The 18511-nt window shown below is 59.7% G+C and carries 18 protein-coding genes; 9 read left to right on the top strand and 9 right to left on the bottom strand.

What is annotated here, in order from left to right:
* Window positions 1-34: 34 nt before the first annotated feature.
* Complete coding sequence (locus CUV01_RS06430) at window positions 35-2224, bottom strand: heavy metal translocating P-type ATPase (protein ID WP_101459749.1); 2190 nt, start codon at window positions 2222-2224, stop codon at window positions 35-37.
* Between the two features lie 78 nt (window positions 2225-2302).
* Between CUV01_RS06430 and CUV01_RS06425 the strand changes: the two genes are divergently transcribed.
* Window positions 2303-2728 carry a MerR family transcriptional regulator gene (locus CUV01_RS06425; RefSeq protein WP_101459748.1) on the top strand — a complete coding sequence of 142 codons (426 nt, stop codon included), beginning with the start codon at window positions 2303-2305 and terminating at the stop codon, window positions 2726-2728.
* A 399-nt stretch (window positions 2729-3127) separates the two neighbouring features.
* On the opposite strand, the gene CUV01_RS06420 is transcribed toward CUV01_RS06425, so the two are convergent.
* From CUV01_RS06420 to CUV01_RS06405, 5 genes are read right to left on the bottom strand one after another with little or no spacing between them, the layout of a single operon-like run.
* Window positions 3128-3538, bottom strand: coding sequence for a GtrA family protein (locus tag CUV01_RS06420; protein ID WP_157994794.1), 411 nt, complete (start codon window positions 3536-3538; stop codon window positions 3128-3130).
* Entirely contained in the window at window positions 3538-5091 is a 1554-nt protein-coding gene (locus tag CUV01_RS19600) for a hypothetical protein (RefSeq protein WP_157994793.1), read from the bottom strand. The genes CUV01_RS06420 and CUV01_RS19600 overlap by 1 nt, the downstream gene beginning before the upstream one ends.
* Window positions 5088-6014 (bottom strand): WxcM-like domain-containing protein, encoded by a 927-nt coding sequence (locus CUV01_RS20220; protein WP_101459746.1) that lies wholly within the window; start codon window positions 6012-6014, stop codon window positions 5088-5090. Before CUV01_RS20220 ends, CUV01_RS19600 begins: the two co-directional genes overlap by 4 nt.
* A complete protein-coding gene (locus CUV01_RS06410; RefSeq protein ID WP_101461909.1) occupies window positions 6011-6949 on the bottom strand; it encodes a glycosyltransferase family 2 protein in 939 nt (312 codons plus the stop codon). Before CUV01_RS06410 ends, CUV01_RS20220 begins: the two co-directional genes overlap by 4 nt.
* Window positions 6949-8067, bottom strand: a complete 1119-nt coding sequence (locus tag CUV01_RS06405; protein ID WP_157994792.1) for a DegT/DnrJ/EryC1/StrS family aminotransferase — start codon at window positions 8065-8067, stop codon at window positions 6949-6951. Before CUV01_RS06405 ends, CUV01_RS06410 begins: the two co-directional genes overlap by 1 nt.
* A gap of 884 nt (window positions 8068-8951) precedes the next feature.
* Here CUV01_RS06405 and hchA point away from each other — a divergent pair.
* From hchA to CUV01_RS06380, 5 genes are all read left to right on the top strand, one after another.
* On the top strand, window positions 8952-9815 hold the full coding sequence (gene hchA / locus CUV01_RS06400; RefSeq protein ID WP_101461908.1) for a glyoxalase III HchA: 864 nt from the start codon (window positions 8952-8954) through the stop codon (window positions 9813-9815).
* A gap of 2 nt (window positions 9816-9817) precedes the next feature.
* Window positions 9818-10531, top strand: a complete 714-nt coding sequence (locus CUV01_RS06395; protein WP_101459744.1) for a PA1136 family autoinducer-binding transcriptional regulator — start codon at window positions 9818-9820, stop codon at window positions 10529-10531.
* 22 nt (window positions 10532-10553) lie between these two features.
* Window positions 10554-11345: an SDR family oxidoreductase gene (locus CUV01_RS06390; RefSeq protein ID WP_101459743.1), complete on the top strand. Its 792-nt coding sequence runs from the start codon at window positions 10554-10556 to the stop codon at window positions 11343-11345.
* A gap of 65 nt (window positions 11346-11410) precedes the next feature.
* On the top strand, window positions 11411-11650 hold the full coding sequence (locus tag CUV01_RS06385; RefSeq protein ID WP_157994791.1) for an OmpA family protein: 240 nt from the start codon (window positions 11411-11413) through the stop codon (window positions 11648-11650).
* Window position 11651: 1 nt separating this feature from the next.
* A complete protein-coding gene (locus CUV01_RS06380; RefSeq protein ID WP_101459741.1) occupies window positions 11652-11891 on the top strand; it encodes a zinc ribbon domain-containing protein in 240 nt (79 codons plus the stop codon).
* On the opposite strand, the gene CUV01_RS06375 is transcribed toward CUV01_RS06380, so the two are convergent.
* The 3 genes from CUV01_RS06375 to CUV01_RS06365 form a co-directional block, all read right to left on the bottom strand.
* Window positions 11882-13162: a capsular biosynthesis protein gene (locus CUV01_RS06375; protein ID WP_101459740.1), complete on the bottom strand. Its 1281-nt coding sequence runs from the start codon at window positions 13160-13162 to the stop codon at window positions 11882-11884. The genes CUV01_RS06380 and CUV01_RS06375 overlap by 10 nt on opposite strands.
* Entirely contained in the window at window positions 13159-14604 is a 1446-nt protein-coding gene (locus CUV01_RS06370) for a GumC family protein (RefSeq protein WP_101459739.1), read from the bottom strand. The genes CUV01_RS06375 and CUV01_RS06370 overlap by 4 nt, the downstream gene beginning before the upstream one ends.
* A gap of 107 nt (window positions 14605-14711) precedes the next feature.
* Window positions 14712-15326: a LuxR C-terminal-related transcriptional regulator gene (locus CUV01_RS06365; protein ID WP_101459738.1), complete on the bottom strand. Its 615-nt coding sequence runs from the start codon at window positions 15324-15326 to the stop codon at window positions 14712-14714.
* 246 nt (window positions 15327-15572) lie between these two features.
* On the opposite strand from CUV01_RS06365, the gene CUV01_RS06360 reads away from it, so the two are divergent.
* From CUV01_RS06360 to CUV01_RS06350, 3 genes are all read left to right on the top strand, one after another.
* The gene (locus CUV01_RS06360) at window positions 15573-16964 is read left to right on the top strand and encodes a sugar transferase (protein WP_101459737.1); all 1392 of its coding nucleotides are present in this window, start codon (window positions 15573-15575) and stop codon (window positions 16962-16964) included.
* Between the two features lie 31 nt (window positions 16965-16995).
* A complete protein-coding gene (locus tag CUV01_RS06355; RefSeq protein WP_101459736.1) occupies window positions 16996-17883 on the top strand; it encodes a UTP--glucose-1-phosphate uridylyltransferase in 888 nt (295 codons plus the stop codon).
* Between the two features lie 103 nt (window positions 17884-17986).
* Window positions 17987-18502 carry a putative pterin-binding protein gene (locus tag CUV01_RS06350; protein WP_101459735.1) on the top strand — a complete coding sequence of 172 codons (516 nt, stop codon included), beginning with the start codon at window positions 17987-17989 and terminating at the stop codon, window positions 18500-18502.
* Window positions 18503-18511: the final 9 nt, after the last annotated feature.

Below are 18511 nucleotides of genomic sequence, written 5' to 3'. Positions count from 1 at the left end.
GCCGGTCCGCTGTGCGAATTTCAACAATGTTTGATCATGCATCCCTTGTCGGATCAAAGCGCAGCAGCCGCAGCGCGTTCAGCGTGACCAGCACCGTTGCGCCGGTATCGGCCAGGATCGCAATCCACAGGCCGGTGATGCCAAACACCGAAGTTACCAGGAAAACCGCCTTCAACCCCAGGGCCAGCGTCACGTTCTGGCGGATATTGCCCATCGTCGCGCGGGCAAGGCGGATCAGCGCGGGGGCGTCGGTCACGCGGTCGCGCAGGATCGCCGCGTCCGCCGTTTCCAGCGCCACGTCTGTGCCCGAGCCCATGGCGACACCCACGCCCGCCTGTTTCAGCGCCGGGGCGTCGTTGATGCCGTCGCCGATCATCATCACCTGCGGGCCGAGGTCGCGGATGGCCGTCAGTTTGTCCTCGGGCATCATCTGGGCGCGGTGATCAAGCCCAAGGGTCCCGGCAATCGCGGCAGCCGTTCGGGCGTTGTCACCAGTCATCATGACCGACGCGATGCCCATACCCGTCAACTGGCGGACGGCTTCGGAGGCGTCGTCGCGGGGCTCATCGCGCAGTGCGATCAGGCCGATGGGCGTGTTGTCACGGAAAACCGCGACGACGGTCTTTCCCTGTTCTTCCAGCGCCGAGGCCCGATCAGGATCCGCTATCCCGCCCAGTTCAGCGGCATGAAGCGGCGAGGCAACCCATGTCTTCGCCCCCTCAACGATCGCCTGCACCCCTTTGCCGGGCAGGGCGCGGGCAGCCTGCGACGGCTTGGCAGTGTCGCCTGCACGGGCCAGAATCGCCACGGCCAGCGGGTGGCTGGACCCCGTCTCGACCCCGGCGGCGATGGCCAGAAGATCGGCCTCGGACACGCCCGGTGCCGGGACGATATCGGTCACCACAGGCTTGCCGCGCGTCAGTGTGCCGGTCTTGTCAAAGGCCACATGGGTGGTCTTGGCCGCCGCCTCGATCACCGCGCCGCCCTTCATCAGCAGGCCCCGCCGCGCCCCCGACGACAATGCCGAGGCAATGGCCGCAGGCACCGAGATGACCAGAGCGCAGGGGCACCCGATCAGCAGCAGCGCCAGCCCGCGATAGGTCCATGTGCCCCAATCCGCCCCCGGAGCCAGCGGCGGCACGAGCATCACCAGCAAGGCCACGCCGACCACCGCCGGCATATACCAGCGGCTGAACCTGTCGATAAAGCGTTCGGTCGGGGCGCGCGCATCCTCGGCCTCTTCGACCAGTCGGATGATCCGGGAAATGGTGTTGTCAGCGGCGGCACGCGTCACGCGAACGCGCAAAGCGGCCTCGGTATTGATTGACCCCGCAAAAACAGCATCGCCCGTTGTTCTGTTGACCGGGATGCTTTCGCCGGTCACCGGGCTTTCGTCGATGCCGCTGGTGCCGTCGGCGATCTCGCCATCCGCCGGAACGCGGTCGCCGGGGCGCACAAGAACGATCTGCCCGATCTCCAGCGTTTCTGCGGGAACGGTACGGGTCCGGCCACCAATTTCGATGATTGCGGTTTTCGGGACCAACTGCGCCAGACCCCGGATTCCGTCGCGCGCCTTGCCGGCGGCCACGCCTTCCAGCACCTCGCCCACAGCAAACAGAAACACGACCAACGCGGCCTCTTCGGCAGCGCCGATGAACAGCGCACCGATGGCGGCGACGGTCATCAGCGATTCAATGGTAAACGGCTGACCCATGCGCAGCGCCGCAAAGGCGCGTTTGGCCACCGGTGCCACGCCAATCACGCAGGCCAGCACAAACGCCCGATACCCGATCGTGGCCGATGTCAGCAGTTCAATCCCCCACGCCACCACCAACAGCGCGCCGGTCAGGATCACCAGCCGTCCCTTGGCGGTGTGATACCACGCCTTGCCGCGATCGGCCGGATCGGCATGGGTGTGCGAACTGGGATCATGGTCGTGCGAGCTGTGATCGTCGTTTTGTGGCGTGTCGTCGTCAGGCAGCACGAACGCCTTTTTGCGCGGGACATCCTGTCCCTTCGGCGCGATGCCGTAACCCAGCTTGCGCACCGTGCCTTCGACCGCCGCCGGGTCCGCGCCATCGTCGAGAACCAGCGACAGCCGCTCGGCCATCAGCGCGACCTTGACGGCGCTGACGCCGGGCAACCGTTCAACCGCGCGCGTCACTTTGGTCGTGCAGGCGGCACAATCCATCCCCGTTACCGACCATTCCCGCTGCTCTGCCATATCGATTATCCCATATCGCTTGCATTCAACGAATCAGGATATATTTGCTCTAGCAACTAGAGCTTCAAGAGGTCTTTCATGTTGAGCATCGGAAAACTGAGCAAGGCGACAGACGTCAAGGTGCCGACCATCCGCTATTATGAACAGATCGGGATGCTGCCGCAGGCGGATCGGACCGCAGGAAACCAGCGCGCCTACAGCCAGGCGACCGTCGAGCGGCTGACATTCATCCGCCATGCGCGCGACCTGGGTTTTTCACTGCAATCGATCCGCGATCTTCTGGAACTGTCGGACAAACCCGACCAGTCATGCGCCGAGGTGGACCGGATCGCAGCGCAGCAGCTTGCCGAAGTCAGCAGGCGCATCATGCGTCTGACAGCCTTGAAGGACGAACTGGATCGGATGCTGCATCATTGCGCCTGCGGGACCATCGCTGAATGCCGCGTCATCGAAGTGCTGGGCAATCATGATCTGTGCGAAGGCCGGCATGAGGGTGATTTATAGCCAGCAATCGCGATACCTAGAACCATCGTTTGCTAACCGTATATTCAGGGTTGGTCGGCTGTCAGTCTCGACCAAGCGGGCGTCAGCGTCTCCGAGGCCAACGCTCGGTTTCTCCTTCCAAGAGTAAGTTTACGCCCAGCACAGCGAAGGGCAACTCTGCCGAATTCGCGAAAACAATATGACCACGGTCTTCGCTGCGGTATCGACACGGTCACTTCAATCTCGCGCAGTGTGTCGCCTAGCAGCGATCGAGACGACTCACGTGATCCGTAAGGGCCAGATCGCCGACGAGAACCGGTCGCCGTTCCGGATATTCGCCGATCTCGCAGCTTGGCTCTGTCCACAAAGGCTGGAACCCGGCGTGAGGCAAACTTTGCAACACAACCGATTTTGTCACGGTCAGACCGAACGATCACGATAGACATACCGTGATGACAGCACGAAAGAGACAATCGCTACGATCCCTGTGGTAATCAACTGCGACAGATAGAGCTTTTGCCCAGCGATATCGACCAATAGATACATCGCCGATGAATTGATCGTCATACACAGGATATGCATGAGCATGTACTTCACGACCTTTGCCGAGTGCACGGCCCCTCCCCGGAAAGTGAAGAAATTTTGGAGGATAAAATTGAAAACGGCGCTGATCACATAGGCCGCTGCGGTCAGTGCGATGGTGCTGTCAAGCAGCGGGCGCAACAGGTACAGAGCGATGAAATAAACGCCGACCGACCCCAGCCCGACAAGGCCGAACCGGAAGGCGAGCCAGAACAGAGCCGCCGCTTTCTCCATTTTCAGCTGAGGCATCACGGGTCCTGAAACACGCCGATATCCTCGTTGAGGATCCGCAGTTTGTAGTCCGCCAGATGCTCGACCAACAGGCTTTCGGCCGGACTGGCCCCTTCGCGCGGCGCAAAACCTTCGCCGACGGGGTTCGACAGGACTTCCTTCGTCACGATGATAAAGGCCGGGCGCTTGTCCACAAGGTCGCGCGTGACCTCGTCGAGCCATGCGTCATAGCCGGAAAAGCTGGGCGTCATCACGTCCAGTGCAGGCGTCGAGACGAAACGGATCGAAGAACGGCGCTCTGCCAGAAAGGGGATCGAGAAATCGCGGCCCCATTGCAGGATATGGTCGTCTTGGGTGGTTTCGGATTTTATCATTGCCACCACCTGCGAGATCTCGTCCCAGTCCGGTCCGTCGGAAAGCTCATCATTCGGGGCCAGCACATAGGCCTGATCGCCGCTCATGTCCGGGGCTGTTCCGAGGATCTTTTTTCCCGTCCCCGCGGCTGCCAAAAGCGCCATCCCCAGCAACAAGCCGCCATTCAGCAGCCGCGCGGATGAGGTTCTTGCCTGCATAGCTGCCTCGCCCACGCGGTCAAAGCTGACCCCGACCAGCAGGCAAAAAAGGGTCAGCAGTCCGCCAAGATGGTAGCCAAAGCCCTTATTCTGAACAAAATAAGAGATCAGGATGGTCGCAAAGAGGCCCAGAATTAGGATCAGCGCCCGCGACAGCCCCTTGGTCCATAGCCACAACGCCACGCCCACGGCCGCCAGAAGCGTGATCCAGTGCCAAGATTTCGTCAGCAGCACGAACATCGGTTCAAAGAGCCGCATCCGCGACTGGGGCACCTGATAGCCTTCGATATTGAACAGGATCGTCTGCTGGTAGAAATCATCCAGCGCGCCGATCCTCTGCCCCTGCAAGATCAGCAACCCAAGCGGCAGCGCAAAGCCCGTGAACATCATCAGCGCTCGCAAGGACGCCCGTTTGAACCGCTGCTGTCCGGTCAGAAACAAACCCAGTTCCAGCAACATGAGGAGGGCAAGAAAAGTCAGGTAAGTCGGGCGGGTGATGACGGCGAGAAAGATGACCGCGCCGCTCAGGAAACAGGCTGCGAACCCGTCGCTGTCGCGCGACACCGCGGGCAGGGTCAGGGCTGCGGCGGCCACCAGCAAGCCCATTGCCACGATATCGCGCTGTCCGGCCATCCACCAACCGGCGGTTACATAGACCGCGGGGTAAAGCAGCAGAAACACCCAGGGCGCTATTCGAAACCGGGCCCGATAGAGCAGCAGCATGCCCGCGCCCGTCAGAATCTGCAGCAGGACAAAATCGAAGGCGTGAAAGGTCCAGAAAGCGACACCGAAAATGCGGATGCCGATCTCATGGATGAACATCATGCCGGGCCAGTTCTGCTCTGCGACCCCGACATAGTAATAGTCACCCTGCAGGCGCGACCACGCGATATAGTCAAACAGCGATTGGTCAGGCGACGGCGGAACGGTCAGGTAAAGGGCGCATAGCAGCGGCGTCAGGACGAGCCACGCGACAATGCTTATTCGCGGCAGGGTCATCCCGGTGCAACGGCGCTTCGGAACGTATCATAGTCTCGGATATAGTCATCCGGGTCATAGGCATGCGAGGCCAGCACCAACAGAACGGCCTCTTCGGTGTATTTATACTGCGTTCCCCAGATCATCGGGGGCAGATGCAGCGCCTTTTCCGGCGTGTCCAGAACGATCTCGTGCCGCTCGGAGCCGTTATCGACCACGCAATTGACCGAGCCTTTCAGACAGACCAGCAATTGGTGACACTCTTTATGGGCATGCTCGCCCCGGACTTCCTTGGTGGGCACGTCGAGCACAACGAAATAGCGTTCCGGCGTGAATGGCAGACCACGGCCGATCTCGCGGGCGGACAGATTGCCGCGCATGTCCCGAACCAGCGGAATCGCCTCCAGCGTCGCGCCGCCCAGTAGCTGCGCGGCGGGCAATTCGGTCGTCGCCCTTGGTGCTGGAGAGTCCTGCTGTTCCATGGTGTAGCGCACGATGCGGCCCGGATTTCCCACGACAACCGCATAGGGCGGGACCGAACGCGTGACGACGCTGCCCGCACCGACCATGGCGCCACGGCCGATGGTTATACCGGGCAGTATGGTGGCATTTGCACCGATCGATGCGCCATTCTCGATGGTGATGCGGGGCGGTGTCTCTTGCCATTCACGGCTGCGCGGCCAGCGATCATTGGTAAAGGTGGCGTTGGGGCCGATAAAGACGTCATCGCCGATCCGCGTTCCGTCCCAAAGCTGCACGCCGCATTTGACGGTGACGCGATCGCCGACGACGACATCGTTCTCGACGAAGACATTGTCGCAGATATTGCAGTCCGACCCGATGCGAGCCTGGGGCAGGATATGCGCAAAGGCCCAGACACGAGTGCCCTTCCCGATCTGTGTGCTCTCGACCAGAGCCTTTTCATGCTGAAAGAAATCGCTCATTTGTCCTGACCGTCAAAGCTGTGGGCTGACATGACCACATGCAGCGGTCGCCCCTTGGTGTTTTCGAAAACACGCCAGAGATAGATCCCCAGCACGCCCATCGACAGAATTTGCAGCATCCCGAGAAACAGGATCACCATCATCGTCGCCGCATAGCCGGGAACGTCCAACTGTCCAAAGACGGCGGTGACCAGAACGACGATAGAAAGGATGGTTGTAAAGATCAGCCCAAAAGCTCCGACGCCAATCAACAGGGAAATTGGCAGATCAGAAAAGCTGAAAACGCTATCCTGCATGTATTTCCACTTTTTTACAAAGGTCCAAGCGCTGCTGCCAATTTCTCGCTTGGATCGATTGTAGGGGATGCCCTTGCGCCTGAAACCTACCCAGAACAGCAGGCCGATCAGTGAGCTATTTCGTTCTCCAAGCCGCATGATCTGGTCGCGGACCTTTCGGGTGCAGCCAAATATATCGACTCCACCTTGAGGAATCTCGGGGATCGCGACGCGTTGGTACATCCGCCAAAATGTCCGTGACATCAGCCGGCTTGACCAGGGATCCTCCCGACTAAGCCGTTCGCCATAAACCACGTCGCATTCGTCATTCTTAAGCGCTTTATACATCTGTACGACCAGGTCCGGCGGCTCTTGCAAGTCGGCAGCCATCACTGTCAGAAAATCGCCATTTGCAGCTTCGAGCCCAGCACGGATCGCCGCAAATGAGCCAAAATTCCGTGACAGTAGGATCAACTGTGTTTTGAAACACATATCTGGCAGCGCATTTTCAAGCACCAGATGGGATCTATCAGGGCTTCCGTCGACGACAAAAACAGCCTCGAAATCGTCTTTTATCTGGGTCCTCAGCAGCGATATTGCTTCAAGCAGCGATGGAATATTTGCTTCGTTCTTGTAGACGGGGATGATCAGAGACAGCATCAACCTGCCCATTTATTGACACTGGAAATCACATGTCCGATCTCATCGTCAGTCAGATAGGGATGAATCGGCAAGGATGCTTCTTGCGTCGCAAACTGACGCGCTTGCTCAAGCGAGCCCGAAACGAGTGGGCTGCCGCGATCGGTCATTGCCCTTTGATCGGAGATAAGAATTGGATAGTGCAGGCCAACTTGGATCCCATCAGCCTGCAAATGCGCCAGAAAATTGTCACGCCTGTCGGCCTTTACCAAGACTGGGAACAGGTGCCAGACGGATCCGTCGTGATCAGGGCCTGGCAGCAAGCTGACATTCGGGTTGGTGATTCCGTCCAGATATGCCCGCGCGATGCGGCGTCGCGCTGTCAGCCAGCCGTCCAGTTTTGGCAGAAAGACATGGTTTAAGGTCGCGGCATGCAACTCATCCAGCCGGCTGTTCAGGCCGATGGTGTCGTGGACGTATTTTTCTGTCTGACCGTAATTGCGCAGCGCGCGCGCAGCGGTGGCCTGCTGTTCATCAGACACGATCAGCGCCCCGCCGTCACCGACGACGCCAAGGTTCTTTGTTGGATAAAAACTGAAACAAGCGATGCGCCCCTGAGCGCCAACCCTGACGCCATTTCGGGACGCACCAATCGCCTGCGCGGCATCTTCGATGATCGGTACGTTATATTGGTCAGCAACGGCACTTAGGGCAGCGATATCGGCCATATGCCCATAAAGATGAACAGGGATGATCGCGCGGATTCCGTTCATCGAGTCCAGCGCCTTCGCCGCTGCATCTGGATCAAGCGCCCCGTGCTCGTCGACATCACAATAAACCGGTTCGGCGCCAGCCCGAAGAATCGCCAGCCCGGTTGCAAACGCACTCAACGGTGTCGTCAGAACCTTGTCCCCCGGCCCGATGCCCAGGACCCGCAAGGCTATTTCCAAGGCATCCATGCCATTGGCGCAACCAACCGAGAAGGGGCTGACGCAATAGGCCGATAGCGCGTCCTCAAAACCAGAGACTTCTCGCCCGAGTATGTACCAGCCGCTTGCGCCGACTGCCGCTACCGCAGCGATGTAATCATCTTGACAGTCCTGCCAAAGCTTAGTGAAATCGTTGGCTAAAATCTGCAAATTTGCCCATCCCGATAAACGCAATCTGTGCCTTGGCCAGAAGCAAATATTCTCGCAACCAGATCAACGATACACGAGACCATTTCGATTTATAAGGGTAATCATCCCGATGGTTAAGGGGGTGCAGAGATAGAATTTTCTCGTCGCGTGAGCACGGAGATTTGAATCAGAAAGACCCGATTTACGGAACCGCGGATCATGGTGCTGCTGCGTCAGGCGGGCGGGTGGCGGAGGCCTGGCCTTGTTTCAGACTGCCACACCGAAAAGTTCTTGGGCGAAGGCGATCTCGTTGATGCCAAGCCGATCTTGTATAGCTGACTCTTGATCGCCTTCTATTGCCTAGCACATCCGAGCGGCTTTCGGTCCCGAGAACGCCTTTCAGTCGGCGCAACGTCTCCACTTCCTCGGGCATCAGACGAACGCCACTGCGCTTCCTTAAGTCACGGTCGCCTCGGATCGCCGCGGCCGTCTGCGCTTTGGTCAGCGATTTACGCGCCATCTTCCATATGTGCCAAAGGAACCCGAGATCGCAGACAAAACAAACAAATATTCGCAACCAAAGGCTGTGCCCACTCTGACGATCGTTGGGAATGCTCCGTTCGATACAAATTCTCCATTTCAAACCATTCCAGCCGCTCGGGCAGGGCGGTACGAAATTCAAGCGATGGAAAGCCAGTCAGCATCGCGCGCCCTCAAAGCCATATTTTGCAGGTCAGACCGGCAGGGAGGCGGAAGTGGCGGAAGAACTGCCGTTGATTGCAACTCATCGGCTGAATTTTGGTTAAGTCAACAGAAGCGCGTCGGAAATTGAGGGAAAACCCTCATTGCGCGTCGGTCTGAGTTGTAAATGCTGTGTGATGAACAGCCATCAAAAGGAGTTGAAAATGAGCGAGAAATCCGCCGATGACAAAAGGCCGAAGCCCGACCCGGCCGAGGACAATGCCTTTTTCCCGTCACCCTATTCACTAAGCCAGTTCACGGCGCCGAAATCCGACCTCAGCGGGGCGGATTATCCCAACCCTTATGCCGAAGGGCGCTGGAAGGTCTTGGTGATCGCGGCCGACGAACGCTACCTGCTCACCGATAATGGCACGATGTTCTCGACCGGAAACCATCCGGTAGAAACCCTGCTGCCCATGTACCACATGGATAAGGCGGGCTTTGATTTCGACATCGCTACGCTGTCTGGAAATCCGGTCAAGTTTGAGCTGTGGGCCATGCCCTCCGAGGATGAGGAGGTGAAAGGCCTGTTCGGAAAATTCCGGGACAAGTTCAAGCAGCCGAAGAAGCTGGCCGATGTGGTCGAACAGGCTTTGGGGCCGGATTCGGACTATATCGCCGTCTTCATCCCGGGCGGTCACGGCGCGCTGATCGGATTGCCGGAAAGCGAGGATGTGAAGGCTGTGCTGGAATGGGCCGATGCGAATGACAAATTCGTCGTGACTCTGTGCCACGGACCGGCGGCACTGCTGGCGGTCGGGGACAGTGACATCTACAAGGGCCGCAAGATCGTGGCCTTCCCGGATGCTCTGGACGCCCAGACGCCTGATATCGGCTATATGCCCGGCCATCTGACCTGGAAATTCGGCGAAAAGCTGAAGGATCTGGGCTTTGATGTCGTCAATTACGATGACGAAATTTCTGGCGCGACACTGAAGGATGGCAAGCTGCTGACAGGCGACAGCCCGCTGGCGGGGAATGCGTTGGGTCAGCTTGCGGCCGCTGAACTGCTGAAAGCGGTCGGCTGACAATGGCCTCGGCTCCGCTCGATGAGGTCTTCCGCTTAGTGCTGGAAATCGAGCGGAGCGATGAGCTTGGCCAGGTCGAGCAATCTGTCCGCGCCTTCGCTGGTCCGCTGGGTTACGACAGGTTCATTCTGTTCTCGGCATCGGCTAAACGCGAGGATTTGATCGACCGGATCTATTGGGTAGAGGGCGACTGGTTTGGTGACAATGAACCGGTCAGCGCAGACCTGTACGTCAGGCGCTGCCCGGTCACACGCCACATCCTTGAGACGCGCGAGGCATTCTTCTGGACCAAGCTCAAGACCGCCGATGGCGACCGCTATCGCGTCGTGAGCCGTCCCAGCGGCGCGGGGCTGCACGGGCTGCAAATCCCGGTATTCGGTCCGTCGGGGTTGGAAGCCGCGTTGAGCCTTGGCGGGGAAAAAATTGACGCGTCTGCCCATACGCGACTTGCGCTGACTCTGCTCGCCACAGCCGCGGCCGTGGCGGCGCAGAGGCTGAATGAGGACATGGGCGCCGTCGGAAGGCTGTCGTCCAGAGAGCGTGAAGTCCTTGGCTGGACAGCTGCGGGCCGGCGTCAATCGGAAATCGCCGCGGTCCTCGACCTGTCGGCCCGGACAGTTGAAAACCATCTGCGCCGGATCAGGCACAAGCTGGGCGTGGCAACGACCGCCCAGGCCATCAAACTTGCCATTCGCAACGGCGATATCGACGCCTGACCATCCTGAAAGGAAGATCGCCATGGGCAACACAGTTCTTATCACCGGCGCCGCCACGGGTTTTGGCCGCGGTGTCGCCTGGGGTTTGGCCCAACGCGGGCATCAGGTCATAGCGGGCTGCCAGATCTGGCCGCAGGTCTGGGAAATGCGCAACGCCGCCAAGGCCGAGGGGCTGAATATTCAGGTCATCAAGCTGGACGTGCTGAACGAAATCGACCGCAACCACGCATTGACGCTTGAGATTGATACGCTGTTCAACAATGCGGGGATCATGGAATCCGGCCCCATGGTTGAAATTCCGATGCCGGTTTTCCGTTCTGTATTTGAAACCAATGTCTTTGCCGCGCTGGAACTGGCGCAGGGCTTTGCCAAGGCTATGGTCACGCGCGGATCGGGGCGGATCGTCTGGACTTCGTCCGTTGCGGGATTGGTAAAGGTGCCCTTCGATGGCGCCTATGCCGCCTCGAAACACGCGGTCGAGGCGATCTGCTCGGCCATGCATGACGAATTGCAGCCCTATGGCGTTCAGGTGGTGACGGTCAACCCGGGCGCGTTCCGAACGGGATTCAACGACACCGGTATGGAAAGCATGGATCAGTGGTGGGGGCAGGGCGACCGCAAGGTGGCCCACTGGCCGGTGCGGGAACTGAACAACCAACACGACCCCGATCAGATGATCGAGGCCATGATCGAAGTAATAGAGGCCGAAAACCCTCCATATCGAACCGTTCGTCCGGCCAGTGCCGAGGCGATGGTGAAAAAGGAGCAGCAAGAGGTCTGGGATCGCCGCGCGTCGCCCGATCAGGTCACCTGAGGCAACAGACCAAGAGGATCATGCGCAGCAGCGTCGCGACAGCAAGGCCGTCAAGGGAATGGAAGGTGTCCCATACCGATGCGAAGGGATCGGATGATTACAACATGGCGCTGTCGGACAGGCTTGCGGTTTCGGTCGGGACCTGGCTTGCCGCGCGCGGTATCAAGCTCGACCGGATGACGACCAGGCCCCGTGGCGAAAGTGAGCCGGTCGCACCCAACACCCTTTCAGATGGCGATGACAACCCCGAGGGGCGCCAGCTGAACCGAAGGGTCGAATTTACAATCTTGCAGCCGAAGTTTTGATATGGCCCTGCTTTCATGCCCCGAATGTGAAACCAACGTTTCCGACAAGGCTTTTGCCTGCCCCTCATGCGACTATCCGCTGCGCGCGCCGCAAAACAAGTCGGCCAGCAGCTGGCCCGACGTCACCGGTCAGGTCGCTATAACCTGTATCTCTGCCAGAGCAATTGCGCAGGTTATTGTAGGAATCGTCTTGTTCGCAGGATTTTTTGCTTTGATGGCTGCCATCGTTATCTACTCTTGAGGCGGCCATCTGAGGTGGTCATCCGCGACTTCCCGCAGGTGAACGCCGAGCAGGACGAGTCCGGGCCATAACATATATGCCTCGATCTCCAGGTTTTCACCAAAGGAAAGCAGGACAATTGTCATTAGAATGCCCAAGGGCAGCCGACCCCTTTGGTGGCGCGCGGCATCAATGAGGCTGAACAATACGTGCCAGACCATCGGCACAAGCAGCGCGCCAAACCCCACAACGCCCTTTACGAAAAGCAGCCCCCACCATGTGTGATGGCTGCCGATGGGCATGAACTCGACCGCGTGGGACCCGGGGTGCACCGTGCCGTGGCCGAACCAGACGGCTTCGTTCCTCCACCGCTCGCCGGCGATGCGCTGCAGTGTCTCGCGGACCCGGGTGCTGTCGGCGCGGGCGCCCTTGAAGGTTGCAACGGCGTCTTTTGCCATGCTCACCAGCGCCGTGCCGAAGACGGCCAGTGATGCGGTCAGCGCGGCCACGCTTTGCCACGCCCATCCGCGCAAGATCAGCGGCATCATCCTTGGCGCGACAGTGCAGGCGACCAGACCGACAAGGCCCATCCGGGATTTGGAGGCGAGGATCATCAGAATGCCCGCGCCCAGCCCGGCCAGCATCCATTTTCGGTTCTTTTCCTCAAGCGCGAACACGACCATCACGACCCCAAGCAGCGCCGCGAATGGCGACCATGGTGCATAGAACTGCCATCTGGGGGTCCAGCTCGCGGGATCGAAGGTAAAGAAATATACGCTGAAATATTCCGGCCCCGGTCCGCCAACCGCCTTCAGCGGCGAGGTGAATATTTTCTCGGGCAAGCCGATATACGGTGCCGCCAGCATCAGCGGGGCCAGGACCAGCGTTCCCGCGCCGATGACGCATTGCCCCCGGATCAGAACTTCCCGCCTGATCGGCAGGACGGCACCGATCAAAGGAAACAGCGCCAGCAGCGCCCAGCCTTTCGCCCATCCGATGGATGACTTGATCGTCTGCTTGAGGCCCAGACCCCAATCAAGATGCCCGATCCAAAGGGCAATCAGCATGATGAACATGCCTAGAAACCAGACCCAGACCAGCGGCGGTACGGGGCCCGTGGCGCGAAGATCGCGGCGCATGGCAGGGCCCAGGTAAAGTGAGATCAGGGCAAGCGCACCAAGTGACCATGCAAGCACGGGGCCGACCAGATAAAGCGCACCGATGCCATAAAGCGGCCATGTGTAGACCATCGCCTTATAGACGATGCGCTCTGCCGGGTTTTCGGGGGTCATGCTTGTTCGTCTGGGGTTTTCAGCAGCCGGCCGATCAGCGCCGAGCGCATCCAGATCAGCACAAGGCCCATCAGCATCATGAAGGTCGCAGCAATGCCGGCGGCAATCGCCAACTTGCGGTTGGGCGACGTCGGCGCGTCTGGCAAGGACGGGTTTTCCAGCACCTGCACCAGAGGATAAGAGGCGTAAACGTCTGATCTGGTCGACTGGGTGCGCGCGATGGCCGAGGCAAATACAGCCTCTGCAACCGAAAAATCGCGTTGCAGATCTTGCAGTTGGGCGGCGGCGGCTGACAGGTCTTGCTGACGGCCCAACTCACCCTGCAACCGGTTGGTCAGGGTCTCCAGTTGCTGAGCGATGCCGACGCGTTCCGCATCCATCCGGACCAATTGCGCCAACAGGTCAGCCCGCGCGCCAGCCGGGGCAATGTCCAGTTTTTCAAGCTGCGGTATGGTCAGGTCGGTAACCTGCGCCGCCCGCGCCAGTGCCGCCGCCGACGCGGCCAGATGCGCCGCGCGTGCGCTTTCAACCTTGGGATGGCCTTCGCCAAAGGACGAGCGCGCTTCGGCCAATGAGGCGGCCTGAGCGCCACGTTCATTGTTCAGCGCGGCAAATTCTGCGTCGGCATAAAGCTTCAGCGTCGTTGCGGCGGCATCGGCAGGAATCCCCAGTGTCGTCTCCAGCGCGACCACGTTCTTGTCCCGTTCGCTGAGGGTGGCAGCAACGTCCTGAACCCGGCCTTCCAGCACGCGCGTTGCTTCGACCATTGCATTGTACTGGTCGCTGGAAACCAGCCCGGTTTCCTGCTGCAATTGCGCGATGTCGCGGCGGGTTGCAGCGACGGAATTCCGGTATCCCTCGATGGCACCCACGCCGCTGTCTTCGCGGGTGTCCTTTTCGTCGGTACGCAGGGTGTCCAGCTCGCTGAAGAACGCGGCCAGCAGCGCATCGCCGCGCGCCTTCGCCAGTTCGGGCGATCCACCAGTCATTTCCAGATTGATCAGGCTGGTCTGGTCCACCAGACTGATGCGCGGTTTCCCGAACTCCCCACGGCTTATATCCATTGATCTGGCCGCCGCCTCCAGAATTCTGTCGGCACCGATCAGGCGCTTATAGGTTTCTGTTGGGCTGACCGAATTGCTGGCAAAGGCCGAATTCGCATAAGAGGTGGCCTGCCCGATCCCGTTGAGGTTCATCGAGGCCGACGCGCCTGATCCCGGCAGGATCAATGAGGTATGCGAGGTGAAAACCAGCGGCGCGGTCCGCAGGTAGCCCGAGATCGGCGCCCAGATCAGCGCGCCGCCCAGCAACGAAAAGGCAAGGTATCGGGGAAAGCGGCCCAGATCGCTGATGCGACCACCAACCAGCATTCGGCGGAATGGAATTCGTCTGCCGAGGCGTTGACGCGCTTTGATCTTATTCTCGGCGTCTTGCAGACTCATTCGGTGGCTCCTTTGCCCTGTATGTATCGTTTCTTTTAATTGCCCGCGCCTGCGCACAGGGGTTGTCTTATGGAACTTTTGCGCATGGGCCTATCCTTTCGAATAGTTCAGAAAAGACCCGCTTCGCGCGCAATCAAGGCCGCCTGGGTGCGGTTTGATGCGTCAAGCTTGCGATAAAGCGTCTTCATGTGCAGCTTGATTGTCGGCTCGGTGATATCAAGATCACGGGCGATCTCTTTATTGGCCTTGCCTTCTGTCAGCCCTTTCAGAACCTGCAATTCGCGCGACGTCAGTTTCTCGGCCAAGGGATGGACGGGAACATCATCGACGGCGGTCATGAAATCGATGGGGGCATATTGTTCGCCCATTGCCATGAACTTGACCGCGTTGATCATGGATTTTGCTGCAAGTGTCTTGGGCACAAAACCTGCCGCGCCTGCCTCTAACGCGCGTTCGGCAATTTCCCGGGTCGCTTCGCCCGACAAAAGGGCGACCCGTTGGCCGCCCTTCATCTCTAGCGTTGTTTTCAGCCCGTCCAAGCCATTCATGCCCGACATATTTAGGTCTAGCAGGATCAAATCGAATGGGTCTTCAAGTTCGATAAGTCTATGTGCCCCTGCCAGGTCGGCAGCCGCACTGGTCTGGATATCGCCATTGGCCTCCAGAAAAAGAACGAGCGTGTCACGCAGCAAATCATGGTCATCTGCAATCAATACGCGCATCGCATACTCCCTTTTCAATCAGACTATAACGCAAAACATATATGCATGCACTGCGACATGGCACCACAACTGTCATTTCGTTTTCGGGGCGTTCGGATAGGTCACACTCCGATCGGATAGCGGCATTAACCACATTCTCAGTGCGGCGAACCAAAGTGCCGTTTTCCTGTCCGTCCGCTCCGTTGAGCGGACCGCGAACCTTCGTCAGCTTTAGGGAAATGCAACCCAAGCCAGCGAGGCCGCCCCATGAAACATACCGACTTCAACAAAGATTTCGCCACGCTTTTGCCGGCCGAAGTTCCTACGCATTCAAACACATACGTTCCAGCGCTTGATCTATACCTTGTCGATGGAACAAAGCAGCAGGCAATTGACGCGCTGCTTGCACCCGGACGCCGCCGCGCATTTTTCATGAACGCGCATTGCTGCAACATCCGCCGCCAGGATCCGCAGTATGCACGCGCCGTTGCCGATGCGGACATGCTGCTGCCTGACGGGATCGGCGTTGAACTGGCCGCCCGGATGACTGGCCTGCGCTTGACCGAGAACCTGAACGGCACCGATCTTGTTCCTGATTTGATGGCCGAGGCCGCTCGGCGCGGCAAGTCAGTCTATCTGTTCGGCGGCCGGCCAGGCGTGGCAGATGCGGCAGCCGCTGCCCTGATCCGCAAAACACCGCATTTGCGGATCGCCGGAACGCGCGACGGCTATGATGGGGCCTCCGATACCGAAGCGGTCATCGCGGATATCAACGAAAGCGGCGCTGACATCGTGCTGGTCGCCCTTGGCGTGCCGCTGCAAGAGATGTGGCTGCACCAGAATGCACACCGGTTGAATGCAAGGGTGACACTGGCCGTGGGTGCCTTGCTAGATTTCCTTGCCGGGGTGGTGGTGCGTGCGCCCAAGATCCTGCGCAAGATAAAAATGGAATGGACATGGCGTCTGGCGCAAGAGCCGCGCCGCCTGGCCAAACGCTATATTGCGGGCAATCCGACCTTCCTCGCCCATGCCGGGGCAAAAGCCGCCAGGCGCATACCGGTGTCCAACATGGTGCGGCGCGGGCTGGATGTGGGCATTGCGGCCACTGCGCTGGTCCTGCTGATGCCAGTCTTCGCGCTGACCGCTCTGGCCATCAAGGCAGACAGCCGCGGTCCGGTATTCTACCGGCAACGCCGCGTCGGACAAGCTGGCAAGTCCTTCAGCATGCTCAAGTTCCGATCGATGGGCGCGGATGCCGAGGCGCAGCTTGCCTCCATCGCCGGTGCGTCTGACCGCGAAGGTGTTTGCTTCAAATCCTGCAACGACCCGCGGGTCACGCGCGTCGGCCGATTTATCCGTCGCTTTTCGATCGATGAGCTGCCGCAGATCCTGAACGTCTTGCGCGGCGAAATGGCGATTGTCGGCCCGCGCCCTGCTTTGCCGCGCGAGGTTGCCCTTTATCCGGAACGCGCCTTGGGACGTTTGGCGGTCAAGCCGGGCATCACGGGCGTCTGGCAGGTCTCGGGCCGCGCCAAGATCGGCTTCGACCAGATGGTCGAGATGGATCTCAGCTATGCCGCATCGCGCACCCTGCTGCTTGATCTGGCCCTGATCTGCATGACCTTCCGCGCCGTGGTTTCCAGCGATGGCGCCTACTGAACGCGACTTTTAACCTGAAAGGACACGACCAATGACACATATCCGCAAGGCCGTTTTCCCCGTCGCCGGCATGGGCACCCGCTTTCTTCCTGCGACCAAATCGATCCCGAAAGAGATGCTGCCGCTCGTTGATCGCCCGCTGATCCAATACGCCGTCGATGAGGCCCGCGAGGCCGGAATTGAAGAGTTCATCTTTGTCACCGCCGTCGGCAAGGGCGCGCTGGAGGATTACTTCGACACCGCCGCAGCCCTTGAACAGCGGCTGGCACGCGCCGGCAAAGCCGATGCATTGGCCGCGCTGGAACCGACCCGCATGCCCGAAGGGGCGCTGTCCTTTGTGCGCCAGAGCAATCCGCTGGGGTTGGGCCATGCCGTCCGACTTGCGCAGCGGCTTGTCGGGGATGAACCCTTTGCCGTGCTGCTGCCCGATGATGTGATCCGCTCAAAGCGCGGGGCATTGGCCCAGATGGTCGATGCACATGCCAGAAACCGCGGGCATATGGTCGCAACGATGGACGTGCCGCTGAAGAAGACCTCGTCCTATGGCGTGCTTGACGTGGCCAGTCAGGATGGTCGCTTGCTGCGCGCCAAGGGGATGGTTGAAAAGCCGCGCCCGGAACTGGCCCCGTCGACCGATGCGGTCATTGGCCGTTACATTCTGGAACCGTCGATCTTTGCCCGTCTTGCCAATCTGGGACCAGGCGCCGGGGGCGAGTTGCAATTGACCGATGCGATCAATGCCGATGTGCAGACGGCAGGCATTTCCGGCTTCCGGTTCGAAGGTGAACGGTTCGATTGCGGCTCGATCCAGGGGTTTGTGCAGGCAACCGCCGCCTTCGCGCTGGACCGGCCAGAGCTTGAGGGGGAATTGCGGTATTTCCTGAGGGAACGCGCCGCCCCGATGCGCCGGGTGGCTTGAAACATGGCGACCTATCCGAACGGGTAGGTCGCTATCCCTCTGCCCAGTTGAGCGGTTCGCGGCGTTCATGCGATAGCTTGGGTGACTTGAAAAGGATATCACCATGTCGCGTAGACTTTTCGGAGCTTTGGCCGTGATTGCCATGACTGGCGCAACCGGCTTGCCCGCAATTGCGTCAGATCTTGCCGCGCCGACGGGTGAGGTCATGTTGACCGTCTCGGGCAATGTCGAGACGACGAATGTCGACGGCACGGCCCAGCTTGATCTGGACATGCTCGAAGCGATGGATACGACCACCATCGAGACATCGACGATCTGGACCGAAGGCATGCAAACCTTTGAAGGTGTGTCGCTTGCCGCATTGGTCGAGGCGCTTGGCATCACCGGAGAGACGCTGCGCGCGACGGCGATCAACGATTACGAGATCGAGATCCCCATGACCGACGCGGTCGAGGGCGGACCGATCGTGGCATACCGCCAGAACGGCGATACCATGTCACTGCGCGACAAGGGACCGTTGTGGATCATCTATCCCTATGATGCCGACGCCGATTATCGGACCGAAGTGATCTATTCTCGCAGCATTTGGCAGATGGATCGTATCGAAGCGGTTGACTGACGACCCGCC

Source organism: Paracoccus tegillarcae (assembly GCF_002847305.1).
GTDB lineage: Bacteria > Pseudomonadota > Alphaproteobacteria > Rhodobacterales > Rhodobacteraceae > Paracoccus > Paracoccus tegillarcae.
This window is presented reverse-complemented; position numbering and strand designations above follow the sequence as displayed.